This is a genomic window from Brevundimonas sp. UBA7506, assembly GCF_002479495.1.
In the GTDB taxonomy this organism is placed as follows: Bacteria; Pseudomonadota; Alphaproteobacteria; order Caulobacterales; family Caulobacteraceae; genus Brevundimonas.
Map to the genome: position 1 here is coordinate 548,856 of NZ_DLNQ01000005.1, position 20,132 is coordinate 568,987.

The window sequence follows — 20,132 nt, forward strand, 5'->3', positions numbered from 1 at the left end:
GCCAGGGTGCGAACGCTCCCTCAAGCAGGGACGCCCAACCCGACGATCCGCCCCCATCTTTAAATATGCGACGGTTTGTCAGCCCAGATTGACGTCCGCTACCTCGCCAGCGTCAGGCGTGCTCTTGGTCAGGTTTGCCTTGAGGATCTGGTAACCGAAGCCGAGCACACCCGCGTCCGAAACCCAGACCCGCCCGTCATCGCCATCAAAGCGTATGAGCGTCAGATGCGGATCGGCCTTTCCATCGGGATACCAGGCCGCAACGACCGGGTTCCAGAATCGGTCGATGCGCTCGCGATCCAGATCGATCGCCAGCCTCCCGTGAATACAGGCCTGAAGCTTCTCGTCCCTGGCCTGGTAGCAGAACATTCCCATCTGACCGCCGGCGGCGACATCTCGCGCGAAGTCCGTGTCGTTGCGCGTGAAAAACCAGATCGTCCCGGTTTCGGGCTCGCCAAATCCAGTCATCGGCTGGTGATGATACCCCGGTCGTTCGATCCCCAGCATGCCCGTGTTGGACTGCTTGAGGCTTTTCCAAAACGCCGTCTCCGCCTCGGCTGGAGTCAGATGATCACTCATGAAACGTCTCCTTTTGTCAGCGATCAACCGATCGGCCGGAAACAGGTTCCTGAGCACACAAGGCGGCACAGCGGCCTCGCCCCGGCGCCGCCTGCGCGCCACCATGGCCATCGCGCGGTCTCCACCGTCTTTGCCTGTCCAAAGGACGCCTTTCGTGAACAGAACACCAAGGCCGAAGAGCACGAAGTTCATCCAGTCTTATGCGTCCCCCAGCCAGCGACGACCGTCGGCGAGGAGCGCGGCCGGTGCGCAGTTCTCACCCCAAGGCAACAATGCCTTGGGCGAGGACGCCAAGGCTAACCAGAGTGAAGATGGCGGTAGCGCAAATCATGAGGATCAGCAGCTTGCATCCAGAACGCTTCATCGACACTCCCGGAGCCTTGCGAAACGCGCGAAGGGGTTGGGAAGACCTGCCCCACCGCCGAGCCTGGAAAACCGACCCCAGCCTTCACGACAGCGGACTGAAACACGGAAGGGAAATATGGCGACCAACATAGGTTAGGACGCACAGGCATTATTCAGTGTAGCCATGATGCATTGCAGGCCGAGATCATCCGGGCGCCTGCGACTGGAAGAGATCGGTAGCGCACGCCGCAAACTCCCGCCTTTTGGTCTGAGAGACTTGCCGTGGTCTATTTCTGCTTGATCGAAACTGGTGGCCCGACACCCTCGCACCTCGAGGTCCTGGAAGCCGAATGCGCCCAGGCCGCCACAAGCGAAGCCAAGCGGTTGATGGCGCGGCACGCCAGCGCCTTCATGGTGCATGTGATCCACGGTGAAGAAATCGTGGCCTCGATCCCTGCAGCAATCGTCACGGCTGGGTTCGACGGGGCCGATGGATCAGGCTCGGGCGTCTAGTCGACGCCCCAACAACCCTTCATGCGAAAATACCATCAAGCGCTGATCGCTTGGGGTCCAAACCGGCCTCGAGCGACCAGAACCATTTCAGGCCATTTCAGCGAAATCCGCAGAAATGCCCCCCTATTGCCCCTCGCCCCAAATTGATCCGAGCTCGGAACATTTGACGCCGCCAGATTTCCGACAACTCACTGTATTTTATGGAAAAAATGGTAGGCGGCGACGGGTTCGAACCGCCGACCCTCTCGGTGTAAACGAGATGCTCTGACCAGCTGAGCTAGCCGCCCTCATGACGTTGCGCGTCAGGCGCGCTTCATGCCCGTCTCTGGTCAGCCGTTCAAGGCGCTTTTCAATCCTTCCCCAACCCGGAAGCGGGCGGTGCGCGACGCCGGGCGGGCGATGGCCTCGCCGGTCTGCGGATTGCGGGCGGTTCCGGCCTTGCGCTCGACGGCGATGAAGCTGCCGAAACCAACCAGGCGCACGTCGCGGCCCTTGGTCAGAGATGCGGTCACGTTGTCGGTGAAGGCCTCCAGCGCCAGCTTGGCCTGGTCACGACTGATGCCCGCCGCGTCGGCCATGACGCCGATCAACTCGGTCTTGTTCATCGTTTCTGCTCCCCAGCAAAATTCCCCGGGGCGCACTTAAGGCCTTCCTGACGCTGAGGTCAAAAGCAACGCGGCCCGGGGTTGCCCGGGCCGCGCGCTGTCGATCAGATTGTCGGACCTAGTGGCTGACGGCGGCGCCGTCCGGCGTCGACGGAGCCTGCGGCGCGGGCAGCAGCGGCTCGGCCGCCTCGTCCCACTCCACCGGCGTCAGCGTGCCGGTCAGGGCCCACTTCAGCGCCTCGTCGGCGGTCGAGATCGGCACGATCTCCAGCGCCGACTTCACATTGGCCGGCACATCCTCAAGGTCCTTCTCGTTCTCCTGAGGGATCAGCACCGTCTTCACGCCGGAGCGCAGGGCCGCCAGAAGCTTCTCCTTCAGGCCGCCGATGGCGGTCACCCGGCCGCGCAGGGTGATCTCGCCGGTCATGGCGATGTCCTTGCGGATCGGGATGCCGGTCAGGACCGAGACCATGGCCACGGTCATGGCCACGCCGGCCGAGGGGCCGTCCTTGGGCGTGGCGCCGTCCGGCACGTGGACGTGGATGTCGGTCTTCTCGAACACCGGCGGCTTGACGCCGAAGCTGAGGGCGCGGCTGCGAACATAGGAGGCGGCGGCGGAGATCGACTCCTTCATCACCTCCTTCAGGTTGCCGGTCACGGTCATGCGGCCGCGGCCCGGCATCTTGATCGCCTCGATGGTCAGGATGTCGCCGCCGAACTCGGTCCAGGCCAGACCGGTGACGATGCCAACCTGATCCTCGGCGTCCGTCTCGCCATAGCGGAACTTCTTGACGCCCGCATATTCAGCCAGCTTGGCCGCGTCCACGGTGATCGATACGGCCTTGGTCTTGGCCATCTCGCGCACGGCCTTGCGGGCCAGACCGCCCAGGGCGCGTTCCAGCGAACGCACGCCGGCTTCGCGCGTGTAGTAGCGGATCAGGTCGCGGATCGTCTCTTCCGGAACGATCAGCTCGCCTTCCTTCAGGCCGTGGTCCTTGAGCTGCTTGGGCAGGACGTGGCGCTTGGCGATCTCGACCTTCTCGTCCTCGGTGTAGCCGCTGACCCGGATGATCTCCATCCGGTCCATCAGGGGCTGAGGCATGTTCAGGCTGTTGGCTGTCGTCACGAACATGACCTGCGACAGGTCGTAGTCGACCTCCAGATAGTGGTCGCCGAAGGTCGAGTTCTGGGCCGGGTCCAGCACCTCCAGCAGAGCCGAGGACGGATCGCCGCGCCAGTCGGAACCCAGCTTGTCGATCTCGTCCAGCAGGACGAAGGCGTTGGTCGTTTTCGCCTTCTTCATCGACTGGATGATCTTGCCGGGCATGGAGCCGATATAGGTCCGGCGGTGGCCGCGGATTTCGGACTCATCACGCACGCCACCCAGGGACATGCGCACATATTCCCGCCCGGTCGCCTTGGCGATGGACTGGGCCAGCGAGGTCTTGCCGACGCCGGGAGGACCAACGAGGCACAGGATCGGGCCCTTCAGGCTGCCAGTGCGCGCCTGGACGGCCAGATACTCGATGATCCGTTCCTTGACCTTCTCGAGGCCGTAGTGGTCCTCCTCAAGAATGTCCTCGGCCTTCTGCAGGTCGATGGGCTTGGTCTTGGCCTTGCCCCACGGCACGGACAGCAGCCAGTCGAGGTAGTTGCGCACCACGGTCGATTCCGCCGACATCGGCGACATGTTGCGCAGCTTCTTCAGCTCCGCCTCGGCCTTGGCGCGCGCTTCCTTGGACAGCTTGGTCTTGCGGATGCGCTTTTCGAGTTCCAGCAGTTCGTCGCGCGTGTCGTCGGTCTCACCCAGCTCGCGCTGGATCGCCTTCATCTGCTCGTTCAGATAATATTCGCGCTGGGTCTTCTCCATCTGGCGCTTCACGCGCGAGCGGATCTTCTTCTCGACCTGAAGGACGCTGATCTCGCCCTCCATCAGGCCATAGACCTTCTCCAGGCGCGCCGGGACGGCGATGGTTTCCAACAGGCCCTGCTTGTCGATGATCTTCACCGACAGGTGCGCGGCCACGCTGTCCGCCAGTTTGGACGGATCGCTGATCTGCGGGATGGAGCTGAGGGCCTCGGGCGGGACCTTCTTGTTCAGCTTCACGTAGTTTTCAAACTGCTCGATCACCGCGCGCAGAAGGGCCTCGCTCTGCGAGGCGTCGCCTTCCTCGTCGGCGATCTCGACGGCCTCGGCCTCGTAATAATCCTCACGGTCGGTGAAGCGCGTCAGGTGGGCGCGCCCCTTACCCTCGACCAGCACCTTCACGGTGCCGTCGGGCAGCTTCAGCAGTTGCAGAACCGTGGCCAGCACGCCGGTCTGATAGATGGCGTCGGGCGCAGGATCGTCGTCGACGGAGTTCTTCTGGGTGGCGAGCAGGATCTGCTTGTCGCCCTTCATGATCTCGTCCAGCGCCCGCACGGACTTTTCGCGTCCTACGAACAGCGGCACGACCATGTGCGGAAAGACCACGATGTCTCTCAGCGGCAGGACGGGGAGGATTTTGCTCTCGGTCATGATGCGTACTTTCCAGGGCCTTCGTGGATCTCCGGCCCACTGAACCGACCCGTCTCGGCGCGAATGCGTCGACGTCTCGACTCAGCCCGCCATTATCGGCGGCTTTCGTATGAGTATGTGGCGCTGCGAACGCCGTGTTCAAGCGTAGCGGACGCAAGGCCCACAGAAGCGTGAAATGGCGGTGACGCTGAACGGCCCGCCCTGCGCTCTCATCGAACCCGGTCAGATCGTGCCGTCACGCCGTTCTTGCGGCGATTTCGCGCCCAAGCCCCCTGTGGCGCCGTTTCATCAGAGGACGAAGCGAAAGGGGCGGCCCGTCGCCGGACCGCCCCCTGCGTCTGTGACAAGCGTCAGCCTCAGGCGGCGCCGTCGGCCTTCTTCTTGGAGGCTTCCGAGTAAATCAGCAGCGGCTGGGCGCGGCCCTCGATCACCTCGGCGTTGACCACAACCTCTTCAACGCCTTCGAAGGTCGGCAGTTCGAACATGGTCTCCAGCAGGATGCCTTCCAGAATGGAACGCAGGCCGCGGGCGCCGGTCTTGCGGGTGATCGCCTTCTTGGCCACCGCCGACAGGGCGTCGTCGGTGAAGGTCAGCGTCACGTTCTCCATCTCGAACAGACGCTTGTACTGCTTGACCAAGGCGTTCTTCGGCTCAGTCAGGATCTTGATCAGCGCCGTCTCGTCCAGGTCCTCAAGCGTCGCCAGAACCGGCAGACGGCCGATGAACTCGGGGATCAGGCCAAAGCGCATCAGATCGTCAGGCTCGACCTGCTTCAGAATCTCGCCGGTGCGGCGCTCGTCGATCTCCTTGACCTTGGCGCCGAAGCCGATCGAGGCCCCCTCGCCGCGCGCCGAGATCACCTTCTCCAGGCCGGCGAAGGCGCCGCCGACGATGAACAGGATGTTGGCGGTGTCGACCTGCAGGAATTCCTGCTGCGGATGCTTGCGGCCGCCTTGCGGAGGCACGGAGGCGACAGTGCCTTCCATGATCTTCAGCAAGGCCTGCTGCACGCCCTCGCCCGACACGTCGCGGGTGATCGACGGGTTGTCGGACTTGCGCGAGATCTTGTCGATTTCGTCGATGTAGACGATGCCCCGCTGGGCCCGCTCGACGTTGTAGTCCGAGGCCTGCAGCAGCTTCAGGATGATGTTCTCGACGTCTTCACCGACATAACCGGCTTCAGTCAGGGTCGTGGCGTCGGCCATCGTGAAGGGCACGTCGATGATGCGCGCCAGCGTCTGGGCCAGCAGCGTCTTGCCCGAGCCGGTCGGCCCGATCAGCATGATGTTCGACTTGGCCAGCTCGACGTCGTTGTTCTTCGTCGCGTGGTTCAGGCGCTTGTAGTGGTTGTGAACGGCGACGCTCAGCACCTTCTTGGCGTGGCTCTGCCCGATCACATAGTCGTCCAGAACGTCGCGAATCTCCTTCGGAGTCGGAACGCCGTCCTTGGTCGTCTTGAAGGCGATCTTGTGCTCTTCGCGGATGATATCCATGCACAGTTCGACGCATTCATCGCAGATGAACACCGTCGGTCCCGCAATCAGCTTGCGGACCTCATGCTGGCTCTTTCCGCAGAACGAGCAATACAGGGTGCTTTTGGCGTCGGTGCCGGCGGCTTTGGTCATAGACCCTTCTCACTCCCGCGATCCGGCCCGACATGGGACGAAAGGCGCTTCCTTCGCAACTGATCCGTGAATCTATGCACGAAGGTCTTCAAAAAAAGACAATCACCCATCACACGTTCCGCCACAAGCCTGTTGCGACGCGACAACGCATTGAAGTGTCGCGAACAGGTACGGACCGAACAGTTTCTATGGGGATCACGGCTAATGTCTGACATGGGCGCCGCACACTCGTTTCGCCAGTCCCCCGTTGGGGAGCGCCCGATCGTCGCTTTCGACTTCGACGGCACCCTGACGATTCGCGACAGCTTCACCGCCTTCCTGCGCTGGCGGGCGGGCGCGGCGGGCTGGGCGATCGGTCTGGCAAAGATGGCTCCGGCGCTGGCCGCCTACATCAGCGACCGCGACCGGGGACGCATCAAGGCCGCCTCGGTGCGTGAATTCCTGCACGGCCTGGAGCGCACGGCGCTGGAGGCCGAGGCCGAGCGCTACGCCGATCAGGTCTGGGACCGCTTCATGCGCCCCGACGCCCTCGCCTGCTGGAAGGCCTGGGGCGAGAAAGGCGCGCACCGTGTCATCGTCACCGCCTCGCCCGAAACGACCGTCGCCCCCTTCGCACGCCGCCTGGGGGCCGAGGGTCTGCTCGGCACGCAGCTTGTCTTTGATGCTCAGGACCGCGTCACCGGCGCCTTCGTGGGAGAGAACTGCCGGGGCGAGGAAAAGGTGCGCCGCCTGCGCGCGGCCTATGGCGACGACATGACGCTGGCCGCCGCCTATGGCGACACCTCCGGCGACACCGAGATGATCGCCATCGCCGGGGAAAAGGGCTTCCGCGTCTTCACCGGCCGCCCCTGATCGCGAGGCCGTTGCGGTCAGTGACCGTCGGCGTCCACATCGAAGACCATGGGCTTGCCGCGCGAGGTGGGATTCCACCCCGCCTCCATCGACGAGATCACGGCGTTGCGAACGGCGTCGACGTTGACCCGCTGCTTCTCGACATCCGGCCGGCCATTGGGGCGCAGCGGCGGCGGGAACTGGATGATGGCTTCGCGCTTGAAGTCGACCAGGCACAGGGTGACGGCCATGCCCTCCCACTGCCCGCCCGACTTGGGCTGGGGCTGTCGGCGGATCTCCCACTCATAGATGTCGCCGTCGACTTCGACGGTGCCTTTGGAATCGCGCGTGTACTGCATGAGCGCCTGATAGCACGCGCCCTGAAACGATTCGAGGCGGAGCCCGTCGCCAGACCCCGCCTCGCTCATCTCAGGTCCTGAAGCTCAGGCTCAGGGGGCCTTGACGCCGTCCGCGTCGGCCTCGGTACGCTTGTCGTAGACGTGATCGACGATGCCCCAGGCCTTGGCTTCCTCGGCGGTCATGAAGTGGTCGCGGTCCAGCGTGCGCTCGACTTCTTCATAGGTCCGGCCCGTGTGGTGGACATAGATCTCGTTCAGGCGACGCTTGGTGGCGATGATGTCCTCGGCGTGGCGCTCGATGTCCGAGGCCGTGCCGCGGAAGCCGCCCGAGGGCTGGTGCACCATGACCCGCGCGTTCGGCAGGGCGATGCGCTGGCCGGCTTCACCGGCCGTCAGGATCAGCGAACCGGCCGAGGCGGCCATGCCCATGACCACGGTCGAGACCGGCGACTTGATGTATTGCATGGTGTCGTAGATCGCGAGCGCCGAGGTCACCTGACCGCCGGGGCTGTTGATGTACATGCTGATTTCCTTCTTCGGGTTTTCCGATTCCAGGAACAGCAGCTGGGCGCAGATCAGCGAGGCCATGCCGTCCTCGAACGGGCCGGTCAGGAAGATGATCCGCTCGCGCAGCAGGCGCGAAAAGATGTCGAACGACCGTTCGCCGCGGCTGGATTGCTCCACCACCATCGGCACCAGGTTGTTGGAGATGTAGTCGATCGGATCGCGCATGAAGGCCTTTTTCGAATTCTGCCGGCGCGACTCGCTGCCGCGACCTTAGTCGCCAAGATATCACCACCCGAAGCGCACGGCGCAAGGGTCGCGACGGCTGCTTCTGCGCTCGCTCAATCGGATTCAGCAACCGCCGCTTGAGCGCGCTTCTGATCCCGCGCCATCAGCCCCTGGATCTCGCCGGCCTGATGCCTCGCCGATGCTTGATTGAGCTCGGCACCATAAAGGGCCTTCAGATAGGCCATATCCCAGTCGCTCAGGCCCGGAGTCTGCTGCGGATTTCGGAACAGGTTGAGGATGGAATCGTAGCCCTGGGTGTCAGCATCCGGATCGACCTGCGAGAACGCCACCATGGCGGCATAGTCAGCGATCTGACGCATATCCAGACCATCGGCCCGGGCCATGTCCACGATGATGATGACGCGGCTCAAGTCGTTCCGGATCGTCGTGCGCAGGCGACCGGACGTCGTCTTGGCGACCATCGGCGCACTCTCTCCGGGCAGCCGGACGGCGACCGCACCCGTCTGGGAGTCGACCGGCACACTGATATGCCACCAGCGCACGGGGTCCGTATTGCTCTGAAAGGCCTCGAGCGCGGCCCGGCTGCGGCTCATGCCCGCCCCGCCCGGCCAGAAGACGTTGCGACGGGCCTCGACCAGCCCTCGCGCCATCGCGGGGCCGTCATCCGTTCCGATAATCAGGATGTTGGGCCGACAGCCCGGCTCCCCGGGTTCGAGGCCGATTTCCGTCGCCACTTCAGAAACGCGGTCCGCGAGGTACTGCGCCGCCTCGCCCCTTAGATTGGCCACGCCGACACAGATGTTGTCCTGCCATCTCGCGGGTCCACGCCCGACCGGCGGAGCAGAGACCTCGTCAATAAAGCCCTGCACCTGCTCGTCCAGACGACGCCCCCGCACCACGACATCCTCAAGTTCGGTCGTGGCCTGGACTCCATCGGCTTGCTGTGACTGCGCTCGATCGGCAGGCGCGATCATCATCGTCATGCTCATCAGGCCCGCTGCGAACACTGCACCCATTACCGCCTCCGGATTTCGTTGTTACGTTACTGAAATCAGCATGCAGGCCGGAATGAGGCTCCGGGCGACGCACAGATTAATTCTTGGTCAGAACCCATGAAAAAGCCCTCGCGCCGAAACGCGAGGGCCTGTTCATCATCTGCAGTTGGCGAAGAGGGGCTTATCCCTCGTCTTCTTCCTTCAGCAGCTCTTCCTTCGAGATCGGCTTGTCGGTGACCTCGGCGACGCCGACGATCAGGTCGACGACCTTCTCTTCATAGATGGGCGCGCGCAGCTGGGCGGCGGCGTTCGGGTTCTGGCGATAGAAGTCCAGAACCATCTTTTCCTGACCCGGGTAGTTGCGGGCTTCGGCCATGATGGCGCCCGACAGTTCCTGGTCCGTCACGCCGACATTGTTGGCGCGACCGATTTCGGCCAGCACCAGACCCAGGCGCACGCGGCGCTCGGCGATCTTCTTGTACTCGGCCTTCAGTTCGTCTTCCGACTTCTTGGCGTCCTCTTCCGGCAGACGGCCGGCATCCTTGTCAGCCGACACCTGGGCCCAGATGCCTTCGAACTCGGCGTCCACCATCTTCGGCGGCAGGGCGAAGTCGTGGGCTTCGTCCAGTTGGTCCAGCAGGGCGCGCTTCAGCTTGAAGCGGGCGGCGCCGGCGTACTGCTGGTCCAGGTTGGCCTTCAGCAGTTCTTTCAGCTTGTCCAGCGACTCCAGGCCGATGCGGGTGGCGAACTCATCGTCGATCTTGGCTTCGGCCTCGGCCTTGATGGCCTTGACCTTGACGTCGAACGTGGCGGCTTTGCCGGCCAGGTTCTTGGCCTGATATTCTTCCGGGAAGGTGACCTCGATGGTCTTCTCTTCGCCGACCTTGGCGCCCTTCAGCTGCTCTTCGAAGCCCGGGATGAAGCGGTTCGAACCGATCACCAGGTCGGCGTCCTCGGCGGAGCCGCCTTCGAACACTTCACCGTCCAGCTTGCCGACGAAGTCGATGGTCAGTTGGTCGCCTTCGGCGGCCTTGACCGACTTGCCGGTCTTGTCTTCGTAGGTCTTGGCCTGCGAGGCCAGTTCCTTCAGGGCTTCGTCCAAGTCCTCGTCCGAAGCGGTGTAGGTCGGACGCTCCAGCTTCAGGGTCTTGGGGTCGACCGGGGTGAAGTCGGGCATGACTTCCAGCGACATTTCATAGGCCAGGTCTTCCTGACCGGCGATGACCTTGTCCATGTCCGAGATCAGCTTCATCTCGGCCGGGGCGGCCGGGCGGATCTTGGCTTCGTCCAGGGCCTTCTGGCTGGTTTCGTTCAGCGAGGCGTTGATGATTTCGCCCATGAAGTCACGGCCGAAGGTCTTCTTGACGTGGGCGGCCGGCACCTTGCCCGGACGGAAGCCCTTGAGCTTCATCTGGGGCGCGACTTCCTTGATGCGCGCTTCAAGCTTTTCGTTCAGCTCGGCTACCGGGATGGTCACCGCGATCACGCGGCTGAGGCCTTCGTTCGACTTTTCGACGACTTGCATGGTCGGGATTCTGACGCTCTGGGGCGACGCCGGACGGCGCGCGGTGGATAAAGCAATAGGGCCGCCCTTTTGGAGCGGCTCCTCGAAGCCCGCCCTTATGTCGAGAAGGGGCGGAAAGGTCAACGCACGCGGGTTCCTTTGGCGTCTTCGCCTCGCTATCTGAAGAACCATGAGCCAGTCCCCTGCCCCCATCGGCGTCTTCATCACGCCCGTCACGCCGCTGCAGCAGAACTGCACGACCGTCTGGTGCACCAGGACGAACAAGGCCGCCGTCATTGATCCCGGCGGCTCCGTGGATGCAATTCTGGGCGAGATCGCGCGGCGCGGCCTGACGCTGGAGGCCATCTGGATCACCCACGGCCACCTCGACCACGCCGGCGCCGCCGCCGAGATGCAGGAAAAGTCCGGTGTCGACATCATCGGCCCCCAGGCCGAGGACCAATTCTGGATCGATCTGATTCCCACCCAGGGTCAGAAGTACGGCCTGCCTGACGTGCGCAGCTTCACCCCGACGCGCTTCCTGAACGACGGCGACGTTCTGACGCTGGGCGAAACGACCTGGGAGGTCGTCCACTGCCCCGGCCACACCCCGGGCCACGTCGTCTTCTTCAACCGGGAGGCCCGCTTCGCTCAGGTCGGCGACGTCCTGTTCCAGGGCTCGATCGGCCGCACCGACTTCCCGCGTAGCGACCACGGCGCCCTGCTGCACGCCATCACGCAAAAGCTCTGGCCTCTGGGCGACGACGTGACCTTCGTACCGGGTCACGGCTCCCACTCGACCTTCGGCGCCGAGCGACGCAGCAACCCCTACGTCTCGGATCAGGCCATGTCGCGCGCGCCGATCGCCCGTCCGGCGAGCGGTCCGTCCTGATCTAGCGCGCGGCCAGCAGGCCGATGATCACTCCGATTCCCAAGGCATAAAGCGTCGCCCGCATCGGCTCGTCCCGGATGGCGTCGCGCACCCGTTTGACGCGTCGATCAGCCCAGACCCTCGCCTCGGCCGCGTCTTCGCGCACCGCCGCCCGCAAGGGCCTTGGCGAGGCGCCACGCACCAGAATGGCGTCGGCTTCCTCTTCCAGCGTCTGCGAACGGTAGGAACTGCCGTTGACGATGTCTTCCGGCGAGGGCGTGGACGCATAGGGATCAGGCATGTCTCAAGTCCTTTTGGGGATGGCCGATCAACCCGCCGCGCCCGCCGGGGTTCCGAGCACGTCCCGGGCGCGTCTCATCCGCCGTGGGTCGCGCGGGTCGGCGAACGAGGAAATCATCCTTCCCCGGAACCTAGACCTTCCGACCGGGTTCATCAGCCAAGCGCCGCCGTCTTAGAAAGGAACAACCGATGGCCGAAGGTCAGCCCACCCGCGGGTCGGGTGTTTCCAAACGAGGATTCGCCTCGATGGACCCCGAACGCCAACGCGAGATCGCCCGCAAGGGCGGGGCCAGCGTCCCCAGCGAGAAGCGCAGCTTCTCTCAGGACCGCAGCCTGGCCGCCCAGGCGGGCCGCAAGGGCGGCGAGGCCTCGCATGGATCTCGCAGCAAGACAGACAACGACGCCCCCAAGGGCTGAGATCGTCTGCATCATGCATTGAAGCGGCGCGCCTTTCGGCGCGCCGCTTTTTTTACGCGCTACTGGTCTCCGCCCTACTCTTCCGCTGCCAGTAGCGCCAGAGCGACTGCTGGGGACGCGCTGACCTCGAACGCCTCCAGACGCCACCCGCCCGCCGAAGCCAAAGCCCGAACAGAGGCTTCGTCATACTTGCGCGAACTCTCGGTGTGGATGGTCTCGCCCTCGCCGAAGCGGAAGGCCAGCTTGCCCAGGCGCACCGTCATCGGCCGGGCGGCCCGCAAGTGCATCTCCATCCGCGAATGCTCGGCGTTCCAAAGCGCCACATGGTCGAAAGCCTCGGGCTCGAAATCCATGCCCAGGTCGCGGTTGGCGCGAACCAGGAGGTTGCGATTGAAGGCCGCCGTCACCCCTTGGGCGTCGTCATAGGCCGCAATCAGAACCTCTGGCGACTTCACCAGGTCGACGCCCAGGATGAACAGGCTGCCTTCGCCCATTACCTGCCGCGCCGACCGCAGCAAGGCCACCGCGGCCTCTGGCGTCAGATTGCCGATGGTCGATCCCGGGAAAAAGCCGATCCTTCGCCCCTGCCCGGCCTTGTCGGGAGGCGGCGCCAGGTGCTCGAAGTCGCCGACCACCGGCAGAACCCTCAGGCCCGGATAATCGGCGCCAATACGCTCGGCCGCCTCATTCAGCGCCGTCGGGCTGATGTCGATGGGGACGTAGGCCGCGAGGTCTCGTGCCGCGTTCAACACGATCCGCGTCTTCTCGCTGGCCCCAGAGCCCAACTCGACCAGCACCGCGTCCGGGCCGAAGCGCTCGGCCCATTCCGGCGCCACCCGCCGCAGCAAGGCCGCCTCCTGCCGGGTGGGATAGTACTCCGACAGACGGGTGATTTCCTCGAACAGCCGCGACCCTTCGGCATCATAAAACCATTTGGGCGGCAGGGCCTTCACCCGGCGCGACAGGCCGTCGATCATGTCCTGACGAAAGGCGTCGTGCGCGCCCGTCTCCTCGACCAAGGCTCCGTCCGCCGCCAGACGGACACCCGCGAACATCCAGCGCTGATGGGGATAGTAGAAGTTGCGATAGCTGGGCCGCGTATGCTCCTCGGGCGTGGCGAACGCCCCGCCACGCAGGACCATCTGATTGGCCATGAACTTGCCGTTATACTCCGCCGCCGTCCCCTCGGTCGGACGGAACCCCGGATAGGGAGCATAGGCGCTGGCCGTCCATTGCCAGACCTCGCCCGCCAGGTTCGAGAAGGCCCCGGCTGAGGCCCGCGCGGCCTGCTCCCATTCCGCCTCGGTCGGCAACCGCCGTCCCGACCATCGTGCAAAGGCGTCGGCCTCGTAGAAGCTGACGTGGCGCACCGGCGCGGCTGGATCAACGGGTCGCCGCCCCGCCAGGGTCATGACGCTCCACCCTGCCGCCTCCTCCCGCCAGTAAAGGGGCGACGTCCAGCCCTCCGCCTTCACCCGCGCCCAGCCGTCCGACAGCCAGAACTCGGCTCGCCGATAGCCATCGTCGTCGATGAAGGCGATCCAGTCCGCATTGGTCGTCAGGTCGGCGGCCAGCGAGAAAGGCTCCAGCCAGATCTTATGGACGGGTTTCTCGTTGTCGAAGGCGAAGCCGTCCTCGCCCGCGCCGATCTCCGCCAACCCGCCTTCGAATGAAACCCACCCCTCGCGCCGCTCTTGTAGCGACTTTGCACGCGGCTCGAACTCATAGGCCGGCGGATCCAGCGGCGAACGCGCCATCAGGTTCAGCAGGTCCATCAGGAAGAGTTCCTGATGTTGCTCTTCGTGGTTCAGGCCCAGCTCGAACAGATAGCGTTCAGACCCGTCGTCCAGTCCTTCGGCCAGCCGCGCCTCCATGCGACGGTCTATCTCGTCGCGATAAGCCATGACCTCGGCCAGCGAGGGGCGGGTCATCAGCCCCCGCTCTCCCCGCTCGACCCGTTCGCCCAGGGTCTCATAGTAGGAATTGAACAGCCGGTTCAGGCGCTCATCAACGGGAACATAGCCCGCCCGCCGCGCCAGGATCATCGCCTCGAAGAACCAGCTGGAATGGGCCAGATGCCACTTGCCCGGACTGGCCTCCGACATGGACTGGGCGGCCAGATCCTCCGCCGACAGCCCCGCGGCCAAATCCGGCATGCGAGCCCTCACCCGCCGATAGACCTCATCATCCCGTCCAGTGATCGTCGTCGCCCGCACGGCTTGGGTCATTGATCTCTCTGAGGAAAGTCTTGTCCAGCTCTCTTGAATGCAGGCTGGCGCAACCCGGTTCCGCTGGGCCGCTCTGCGCTCGCTCGGCGGAACGGTCGCGACGAGGCGACGTTTCTGACACTCACGACCCGCGTTGGGGGCGCGCGGCCCAGACTTCAGGATTCCCGTTGCATGCCCCATGTTCGCGTGCCTGACGGGCCGCAGGACAATGGCCCGCGTCGTACCGCCTCCCGTCGCCCCGTCGGCATTATCGACCCGGTCGACTGGCGCGATGCGATGACCAACTTCCTGCCCTCTCTCCGCGCCTTCGCCTTCTCCCTGTCGCGCAATGCGGCGGACGCTGACGACCTGGTGCAGGAGACCCTGACCAAGGCCTGGGCGCACCGGACACGGTTCGAGCCAGGCAGCAATCTGCGCGCCTGGCTTTTCACCATCTTGCGAAACAGCTGGTACACAGGCGCCGCCAAACGCCGTCGTGAGGTGCTTGACGAAGAAGGTCGCTACGCAGCCGGCCTGACGGCGGAACCCAGCCAGGAATGGACAGCCGAGTTAAGATCCTTGCAAGCGGCGCTGAACGCTCTTCCCCCAGAACACCGCGAGGCGATCGTCATGGTCGGCGCAGTGGGCCTGTCCTACCAGGAGGCGGCCGAAATCTCGGGCTGCGCCGTCGGCACGATCAAGAGCCGCGTCAACCGCGCCCGGCATCGGCTAGCGACACTGCTGGACATGGAAGCACCTCTGGAAGCTGTCCAAAATGTAATCGGGAATGACAGCTAGGCAGAGGGAACGAGGGCAGATTTCCCAAGTTGATGACTCAGTTTTTGGGAGAGTCGATCATGATGAACCCCCTGCATATGCCCCCCCGAGAGACGTCCGCCCAGGACGCGCCGTCGTCAGCCCAATCCAGCGGACCAGAAGTCAGAAAATCCGGCTTCGCCAACTGGATTCGGCAGCACTTCGGCTCAGAGCCGCCACATCGCCACAGCGAGAATTTCTTCATCAGCGACGTGACCGAAGGCGGCATCGGCTCGCACCACCGGCATCAGCTGTTCCGGCCCGACAAGCGGCATTGACGGACACGGTCGGCGGTTAAGCAAAAGGGGCCATGGCGAACGCCACGGCCCCGATCTCTTTCTAGCGACGCAGACCGCCGTGCAGAACGTACTCCAGCCGCGCGATGGTGCGGTTGTGCACCTCGTCAGGCCCATCGGCGATCCGAAGCGTGCGCACCGTGGCGTAAAGCTCAGCCAGAGGCGTGTCGCCAGACACGCCGGCTCCGCCGAAGGCCTGGATGGCGTCGTCGATGACCTTCAGGGCCATGCGCGGCGCGGCGACCTTGATCTGGGCGATCTCCGACTTGGCGCCCTTGGCCCCGACCTCGTCCATCATCCAGGCGGCTTTCAGCACCAGCAGGCGGCACATCTCGATATTGGTGCGCGCCTCGGCCACCCGCTGCTCCCACACCGAATGCTCGGCCAGGCTCTTGCGGAAGGCGGTGCGGCTCAGCAGCCGCTCGACCATCAACTCCAGCGCTTTTTCGGCCGCGCCGATCACGCGCATGCAGTGGTGGATACGGCCCGGCCCCAGCCGCCCCTGAGCGATCTCGAAGCCCCGCCCCTCGCCTGCGATCAGGTTATCGACCGGAACGCGGACGTTCTCCAGCACCACCTCGGCGTGGCCGATCGGCGCCTCGTCATAGCCGAACACCGACAGCATCCGCTCGACGCGGAAGCCTGGGGTGTCGACCGGCACGATGATCTGGCTTTGCTGCTGGTGCGTCGCCGCCTCCGGGTCGGTCTTGCCCATGACGATGGTCACAGCGACGTTCGGGTGCGCCATATTGGTCGACCACCATTTACGCCCGTTGATCACATAGTGATCGCCGTCACGGACGATGCTGGTCTGGATGTTGGTCGCATCCGACGAGGCAACCTCGGGCTCCGTCATCAGGAAGGCCGAGCGGATTTCGCCCGCCATCAAGGGTTTCAGCCAGCGCTCCTGCTGCGCGGCGTCCCCGTACATGTGCAGGACCTCCATATTGCCGGTGTCAGGGGCGTTGCAGTTGAACACCTCAGCCGACCACAGGGCCCGGCCCATCAACTCGGCGATGGGGGCGTATTCCAGATTGCTCAGGCCCGCACCGTGATCCCCCGGCAGGAACATGTTCCACAGCCCTTCGGCCTTCGCCCTGGCCTTCAGTTCCTCCATCACCGCCGGCTGGGTCCTCGGATCGGCATGGACCTGGGCGCGGTACTCGGCTTCACGGGGCAGGACCTGTTCGTTCATGAAGCGACGCACGCGTTCGCGCCAGTGCAGGCCGCGTTCGCTCGGCTGGAAATTCATAGGCTGTTCCTCCGACAGCAAAACGGCGCGGCCCCGGGGGACCGCGCCGTGATAATTCTGACTGCTCAGAAACGCATCAGCGCTTCAGCAGCGGCGCCAGCTTCTGGGCGATCATCATGTCGCCGGCGATCTTCAGCTTGCCCTGCATGAAGGCCATCATCGGATCCAGCTTGCCTTCCGACAGGGCGACGAAGTCATCCCATTTCATCGAAACGGTGGCGTCAGCGGGCTTGTCTTCGTTGGTCACCGAGTTGGGCGCCGAAGCCCCGTCGATGAAGATCTTGCCGACGTCGCCGAGGTCCAGCTTGACGGTCTTGCCCAGGCCCGAGTTGTCGCCAACGGCGTTACGGATGTGATCGGTGACGGCGTTAAGGTCCATGTGCGTCTCTCCCAAGAGCAAGATTGAGGCGCAGGCGTAGCCCGCTGCGAGGGCGGCGCCAAGATCACGCTAGGGAAAGCGGCGACCGGTCGCGCCGTGTCGCCGCCCCGCCGATCCCTAGAAGCTGGCCTTCAGCCCGACCACGAAACGGTCGTCGGTCAGCGGTCCGTCCACGTCCGTGTCATGGTAGCGCACGTCCACCGCCAGATTGTCCGTCAGGGCATAGGCCACGCCCAGGTTCCATGTGGCGTAGTCGCTGCTCACGTCCAGCCACTGATGGCCGACCGCGCCCGAGACCGTCCACTTGTCCGCCAGGGCGTAGGCGGCATTGGCTTCCAGATAGGTCGCGCTGTCGTCCACGCCGAAGAAGTCCGGCGAATAATAGACCGCAGCCCCCAGGGTCGCCGGTCCGACGGCCCGCGAAGCCGCAGCCTTGAACTCGACGAAGTTATAGTCCGCGCCGCTCGGCTCATTGACGTAGAAGTAGCCGAGCACGCCGAAGTCCAGCGCATAGCCCGCCGCCTCGGTGCGATAGCCGCCGTAAAGATCGATTTCGGCGTCGGTGTCGTCCCCGAAGTCGACCATGGACGCCCAGGTTCCGGCGTAGAAGCTGCCGAACGTGGCGTCGATCCCGCCCTGAAGCGCCGGATCTTCATTGGTCTGGCTGGCGCCGCGGAAGACGTAGTCGCTGACCACGCCGATGTTGAACGCCACCTCGGGCTGCGTCTGCGCCTGGGCCGAGCCCGCGCCGAACAGAACCAGCGCGCTGGCGCCGATAAGAGCTAGTTTCATGACATATCCCCTCATTGTTTTTTGATTGCCGCACGTCTGCCCGCAAGTCGTTGATGAAAAGCGACTGACGAGCCTTGTGCGAAGGTTAATCCCTGACGGGACGCGGCGGGGAGGCGCCGCGTCCCGCCCCCTCGCCTCAAACGCCGTCCAGCACTTCGCCGTGCAGGTGGGCGTCCAGGCCTTCCGTCTCCTGCTCGTCGGTGACGCGCAGGCCCGTCGTGTATTTGCAGATCAGCAGGATGATCAGAGTGCCGACCGCGCTCCACAGGATGGTCCAGACCAGACCCAGGGCCTGAGCCCCGATATTGGCCCCTTCCGACAGGCTGTTGATCGCCGTCGAGGCGAAGACGCCCGTCAGCAGAGCGCCGACCAGACCGCCCGCGCCGTGCAGGCCGAAGGCGTCCAGGCTGTCGTCATACTTGAGCAGTTTCTTCAGCCAGACCGACGAGACGTAGCAGGCCGGACCGGCGATCAGGCCGATGATGACCGCCCCCTTGGGATCGACAAAGCCCGCAGCCGGCGTGATCGCGACCAGACCTGCGACCACGCCCGACAGGACGCCGATCAGCGACCACTTCTTCTTGTAGACGACCTCGACGAACTTCCAGGCCAGCGAAGCTGCGGCCGCCGCCAGCAGGGTGTTGATCAGGGCCGCGCCCATCAGGCCGTTGGCCGCCCCCGCCGAACCGGCGTTGAAACCGATCCAGCCGACCAGCAGCAGCGAGGCGCCGATCATCGTCAGAACCGGGTTGTGCGCCGTGATGGGCTCGACGCCGTAGCCCTTCCTCGGCCCGAGGAACAGGGCGCAAACCAGACCCGCCACCCCCGAGTTGACGTGCACCACGGCGCCGCCGGCGAAGTCCAGCACGCCCTGCGCGCCCAGGAAGCCGCCGCCCCAGACCCAGTGGGCGATCGGCGCATAGACCACCAGCGACCACAGGGCCGTGAACAGCAGCATGCCCGAGTACTTCAGCCGTTCGGCGAAGGCCCCGGTGATCAGCGCCGGGGTGATGATGGCGAAGGTCAGCTGGAACGACACCCAGAGGAACTCAGGAATGCCAGGCAGCAGGCTGTGCGCCGTGTCGACCGTCACCCCGTTCAGGAACAGGGCGTCCAGGCTGCCGATGTACTGATTGACCCCGGCGTCGCCGTTCGTGCCGAAGGCGATGGTGTATCCGGCGATGAACCAGGTCAGCGACACCACGGCGAAGGCGGCGACCGACTGGGTGATCGTCGCGATCACGTTTTTGCGGCGCACCATGCCGCCGTAGAAGAGCGCCAGACCCGGCAGGGTCATCAGCAGGACCAGGGCGGTGGACGTCCCCAGCCAGGCCGTGCCCGCAGCGTCCAGCTCCAGCGGAACCTGATGTGAAAACAGCGCCGGAGCAGGCTCCGACGCTGTTACAGCGGCATTGGCGACGTTGGCGACGACGGCGGCGTCGGGCGCTGCGAGCGCCGCGCCGACCGCGAATAGCCCCCCGGTGAGACAAAGCAGGGCGAGTAGCCCCGGTAAGCTGTTTTTGAACTGCGTCATGCGCGTATCCCCTCATGCGTTTCGCAGTTGCGAACTGTTTATTGCATCCGCGAACTCGACAAGAGGAAAAATGCGGCGACCTGAGAATTTTTCACCGCGCAGTCATGAAGCGAGACAGCATCACGGAATGAAATTCTCCTAAACTCGAGAGAAGTGAAATCCTCCACCAACAACTAGCGCTCTGGCACATCCCTGCGTCCCCAAATCACCAAGTTGACAGGTTTTTACGATTGCGCGCTCGGCATCCCCCTAGGATGGCCGTCAAAGCTGATGCGAGAGGCCGCCCCGTGAACCCTCAACTGTCCCCCGACGACGCTCATCTGAACCACCTGTGGAAGACGGTTTTCGGTCAACCCATGCCGGTCATCGGCGCGCCGGATATCGTGCGGCGCATCCTGCTCCAGAACGGCGTCCCGGCCAGAGACCTGAACCATTCCGCTTCGAGCAGGCCGGAACCCTCGCTCGCCCCGAAGGGCGCCAAGGCGAAAGATCGGCAATGACAGGAAGTTTCTGGCGGAGACGGAGGGATTCGAACCCTCGGTACCCCTTACAGGGTACGACGATTTAGCAAACCGTTGCCTTCAGCCACTCGGCCACGTCTCCGGCAGGCGGCGTGGATAGCGAGTCCTTGGACGCTGCGC

Annotated in this window: 21 protein-coding genes and 2 tRNA genes; 7 read left to right on the forward strand and 16 right to left on the reverse strand. The window is 64.4% G+C overall.

What is annotated here, in order from left to right; genetic code table 11:
* Positions 1-78: 78 nt before the first annotated feature.
* On the reverse strand, positions 79-771 hold the full coding sequence (locus B3K53_RS04460) for a pyridoxamine 5'-phosphate oxidase family protein (RefSeq protein ID WP_292082896.1): 693 nt from the start codon (positions 769-771) through the stop codon (positions 79-81).
* A 435-nt stretch (positions 772-1,206) separates the two neighbouring features.
* On the opposite strand from B3K53_RS04460, the gene B3K53_RS04465 reads away from it, so the two are divergent.
* Positions 1,207-1,437 (forward strand): hypothetical protein, encoded by a 231-nt coding sequence (locus B3K53_RS04465; RefSeq protein ID WP_292082897.1) that lies wholly within the window; start codon positions 1,207-1,209, stop codon positions 1,435-1,437.
* A gap of 210 nt (positions 1,438-1,647) precedes the next feature.
* On the opposite strand, the gene B3K53_RS04470 is transcribed toward B3K53_RS04465, so the two are convergent.
* The 4 genes from B3K53_RS04470 to clpX all read right to left on the reverse strand — a co-directional run bounded on the left by B3K53_RS04470 (position 1,648) and on the right by clpX (position 6,185).
* Positions 1,648-1,724: transfer RNA gene (locus B3K53_RS04470), tRNA-Val, on the reverse strand.
* A 42-nt stretch (positions 1,725-1,766) separates the two neighbouring features.
* The gene (locus B3K53_RS04475) at positions 1,767-2,042 is read right to left on the reverse strand and encodes an HU family DNA-binding protein (protein ID WP_292082898.1); all 276 of its coding nucleotides are present in this window, start codon (positions 2,040-2,042) and stop codon (positions 1,767-1,769) included.
* A 118-nt stretch (positions 2,043-2,160) separates the two neighbouring features.
* The gene (gene lon, locus B3K53_RS04480; RefSeq protein WP_292082899.1) at positions 2,161-4,560 is read right to left on the reverse strand and encodes an endopeptidase La; all 2,400 of its coding nucleotides are present in this window, start codon (positions 4,558-4,560) and stop codon (positions 2,161-2,163) included.
* A 356-nt stretch (positions 4,561-4,916) separates the two neighbouring features.
* A complete protein-coding gene (gene clpX, locus B3K53_RS04485; RefSeq protein ID WP_207821894.1) occupies positions 4,917-6,185 on the reverse strand; it encodes an ATP-dependent Clp protease ATP-binding subunit ClpX in 1,269 nt (422 codons plus the stop codon).
* A gap of 204 nt (positions 6,186-6,389) precedes the next feature.
* Between clpX and B3K53_RS04490 the strand changes: the two genes are divergently transcribed.
* Complete coding sequence (locus B3K53_RS04490) at positions 6,390-7,037, forward strand: HAD-IB family hydrolase (protein WP_292082901.1); 648 nt, start codon at positions 6,390-6,392, stop codon at positions 7,035-7,037.
* A 17-nt stretch (positions 7,038-7,054) separates the two neighbouring features.
* On the opposite strand, the gene B3K53_RS04495 is transcribed toward B3K53_RS04490, so the two are convergent.
* From B3K53_RS04495 to tig, 4 genes are all read right to left on the reverse strand, one after another.
* Positions 7,055-7,375, reverse strand: a complete 321-nt coding sequence (locus B3K53_RS04495; RefSeq protein ID WP_292082902.1) for a hypothetical protein — start codon at positions 7,373-7,375, stop codon at positions 7,055-7,057.
* A 90-nt stretch (positions 7,376-7,465) separates the two neighbouring features.
* Positions 7,466-8,107, reverse strand: coding sequence for an ATP-dependent Clp protease proteolytic subunit (locus tag B3K53_RS04500; protein ID WP_292082903.1), 642 nt, complete (start codon positions 8,105-8,107; stop codon positions 7,466-7,468).
* 113 nt (positions 8,108-8,220) lie between these two features.
* Positions 8,221-9,144, reverse strand: coding sequence for a hypothetical protein (locus B3K53_RS04505; protein ID WP_292082905.1), 924 nt, complete (start codon positions 9,142-9,144; stop codon positions 8,221-8,223).
* 160 nt (positions 9,145-9,304) lie between these two features.
* Positions 9,305-10,648, reverse strand: coding sequence for a trigger factor (gene tig, locus B3K53_RS04510; protein ID WP_292082906.1), 1,344 nt, complete (start codon positions 10,646-10,648; stop codon positions 9,305-9,307).
* A gap of 169 nt (positions 10,649-10,817) precedes the next feature.
* Between tig and B3K53_RS04515 the strand changes: the two genes are divergently transcribed.
* Positions 10,818-11,519, forward strand: coding sequence for an MBL fold metallo-hydrolase (locus B3K53_RS04515; protein WP_292082907.1), 702 nt, complete (start codon positions 10,818-10,820; stop codon positions 11,517-11,519).
* 1 nt (position 11,520) lies between these two features.
* On the opposite strand, the gene B3K53_RS04520 is transcribed toward B3K53_RS04515, so the two are convergent.
* Positions 11,521-11,799, reverse strand: a complete 279-nt coding sequence (locus B3K53_RS04520) for a hypothetical protein (protein WP_292082908.1) — start codon at positions 11,797-11,799, stop codon at positions 11,521-11,523.
* Positions 11,800-11,987: 188 nt separating this feature from the next.
* Between B3K53_RS04520 and B3K53_RS04525 the strand changes: the two genes are divergently transcribed.
* On the forward strand, positions 11,988-12,215 hold the full coding sequence (locus B3K53_RS04525; protein WP_292082909.1) for a general stress protein: 228 nt from the start codon (positions 11,988-11,990) through the stop codon (positions 12,213-12,215).
* A gap of 74 nt (positions 12,216-12,289) precedes the next feature.
* Here the strand turns inward: B3K53_RS04525 and egtB are convergent, their stop codons facing one another.
* Positions 12,290-14,443: an ergothioneine biosynthesis protein EgtB gene (egtB, locus tag B3K53_RS04530; RefSeq protein WP_292082910.1), complete on the reverse strand. Its 2,154-nt coding sequence runs from the start codon at positions 14,441-14,443 to the stop codon at positions 12,290-12,292.
* 171 nt (positions 14,444-14,614) lie between these two features.
* On the opposite strand from egtB, the gene B3K53_RS04535 reads away from it, so the two are divergent.
* Both B3K53_RS04535 and B3K53_RS04540 read left to right on the forward strand, forming a co-directional pair.
* Complete coding sequence (locus B3K53_RS04535; protein ID WP_292082911.1) at positions 14,615-15,220, forward strand: sigma-70 family RNA polymerase sigma factor; 606 nt, start codon at positions 14,615-14,617, stop codon at positions 15,218-15,220.
* 59 nt (positions 15,221-15,279) lie between these two features.
* A complete protein-coding gene (locus tag B3K53_RS04540) occupies positions 15,280-15,516 on the forward strand; it encodes a hypothetical protein (protein WP_292082912.1) in 237 nt (78 codons plus the stop codon).
* A 61-nt stretch (positions 15,517-15,577) separates the two neighbouring features.
* Here the strand turns inward: B3K53_RS04540 and B3K53_RS04545 are convergent, their stop codons facing one another.
* The 4 genes from B3K53_RS04545 to B3K53_RS04560 all read right to left on the reverse strand — a co-directional run bounded on the left by B3K53_RS04545 (position 15,578) and on the right by B3K53_RS04560 (position 19,491).
* The gene (locus B3K53_RS04545; protein WP_292082913.1) at positions 15,578-16,786 is read right to left on the reverse strand and encodes an acyl-CoA dehydrogenase family protein; all 1,209 of its coding nucleotides are present in this window, start codon (positions 16,784-16,786) and stop codon (positions 15,578-15,580) included.
* A 76-nt stretch (positions 16,787-16,862) separates the two neighbouring features.
* Positions 16,863-17,165 carry an SCP2 sterol-binding domain-containing protein gene (locus B3K53_RS04550; protein ID WP_292082914.1) on the reverse strand — a complete coding sequence of 101 codons (303 nt, stop codon included), beginning with the start codon at positions 17,163-17,165 and terminating at the stop codon, positions 16,863-16,865.
* 117 nt (positions 17,166-17,282) lie between these two features.
* Entirely contained in the window at positions 17,283-17,957 is a 675-nt protein-coding gene (locus B3K53_RS04555; protein WP_292082915.1) for a TorF family putative porin, read from the reverse strand.
* Between the two features lie 136 nt (positions 17,958-18,093).
* Entirely contained in the window at positions 18,094-19,491 is a 1,398-nt protein-coding gene (locus B3K53_RS04560; RefSeq protein ID WP_292082916.1) for an ammonium transporter, read from the reverse strand.
* 287 nt (positions 19,492-19,778) lie between these two features.
* On the opposite strand from B3K53_RS04560, the gene B3K53_RS04565 reads away from it, so the two are divergent.
* Entirely contained in the window at positions 19,779-19,991 is a 213-nt protein-coding gene (locus B3K53_RS04565) for a hypothetical protein (protein WP_292082917.1), read from the forward strand.
* Between the two features lie 11 nt (positions 19,992-20,002).
* Here B3K53_RS04565 and B3K53_RS04570 read toward each other — a convergent pair.
* Positions 20,003-20,094 (reverse strand) — tRNA-Ser (locus B3K53_RS04570).
* Positions 20,095-20,132 lie beyond the last annotated feature (38 nt).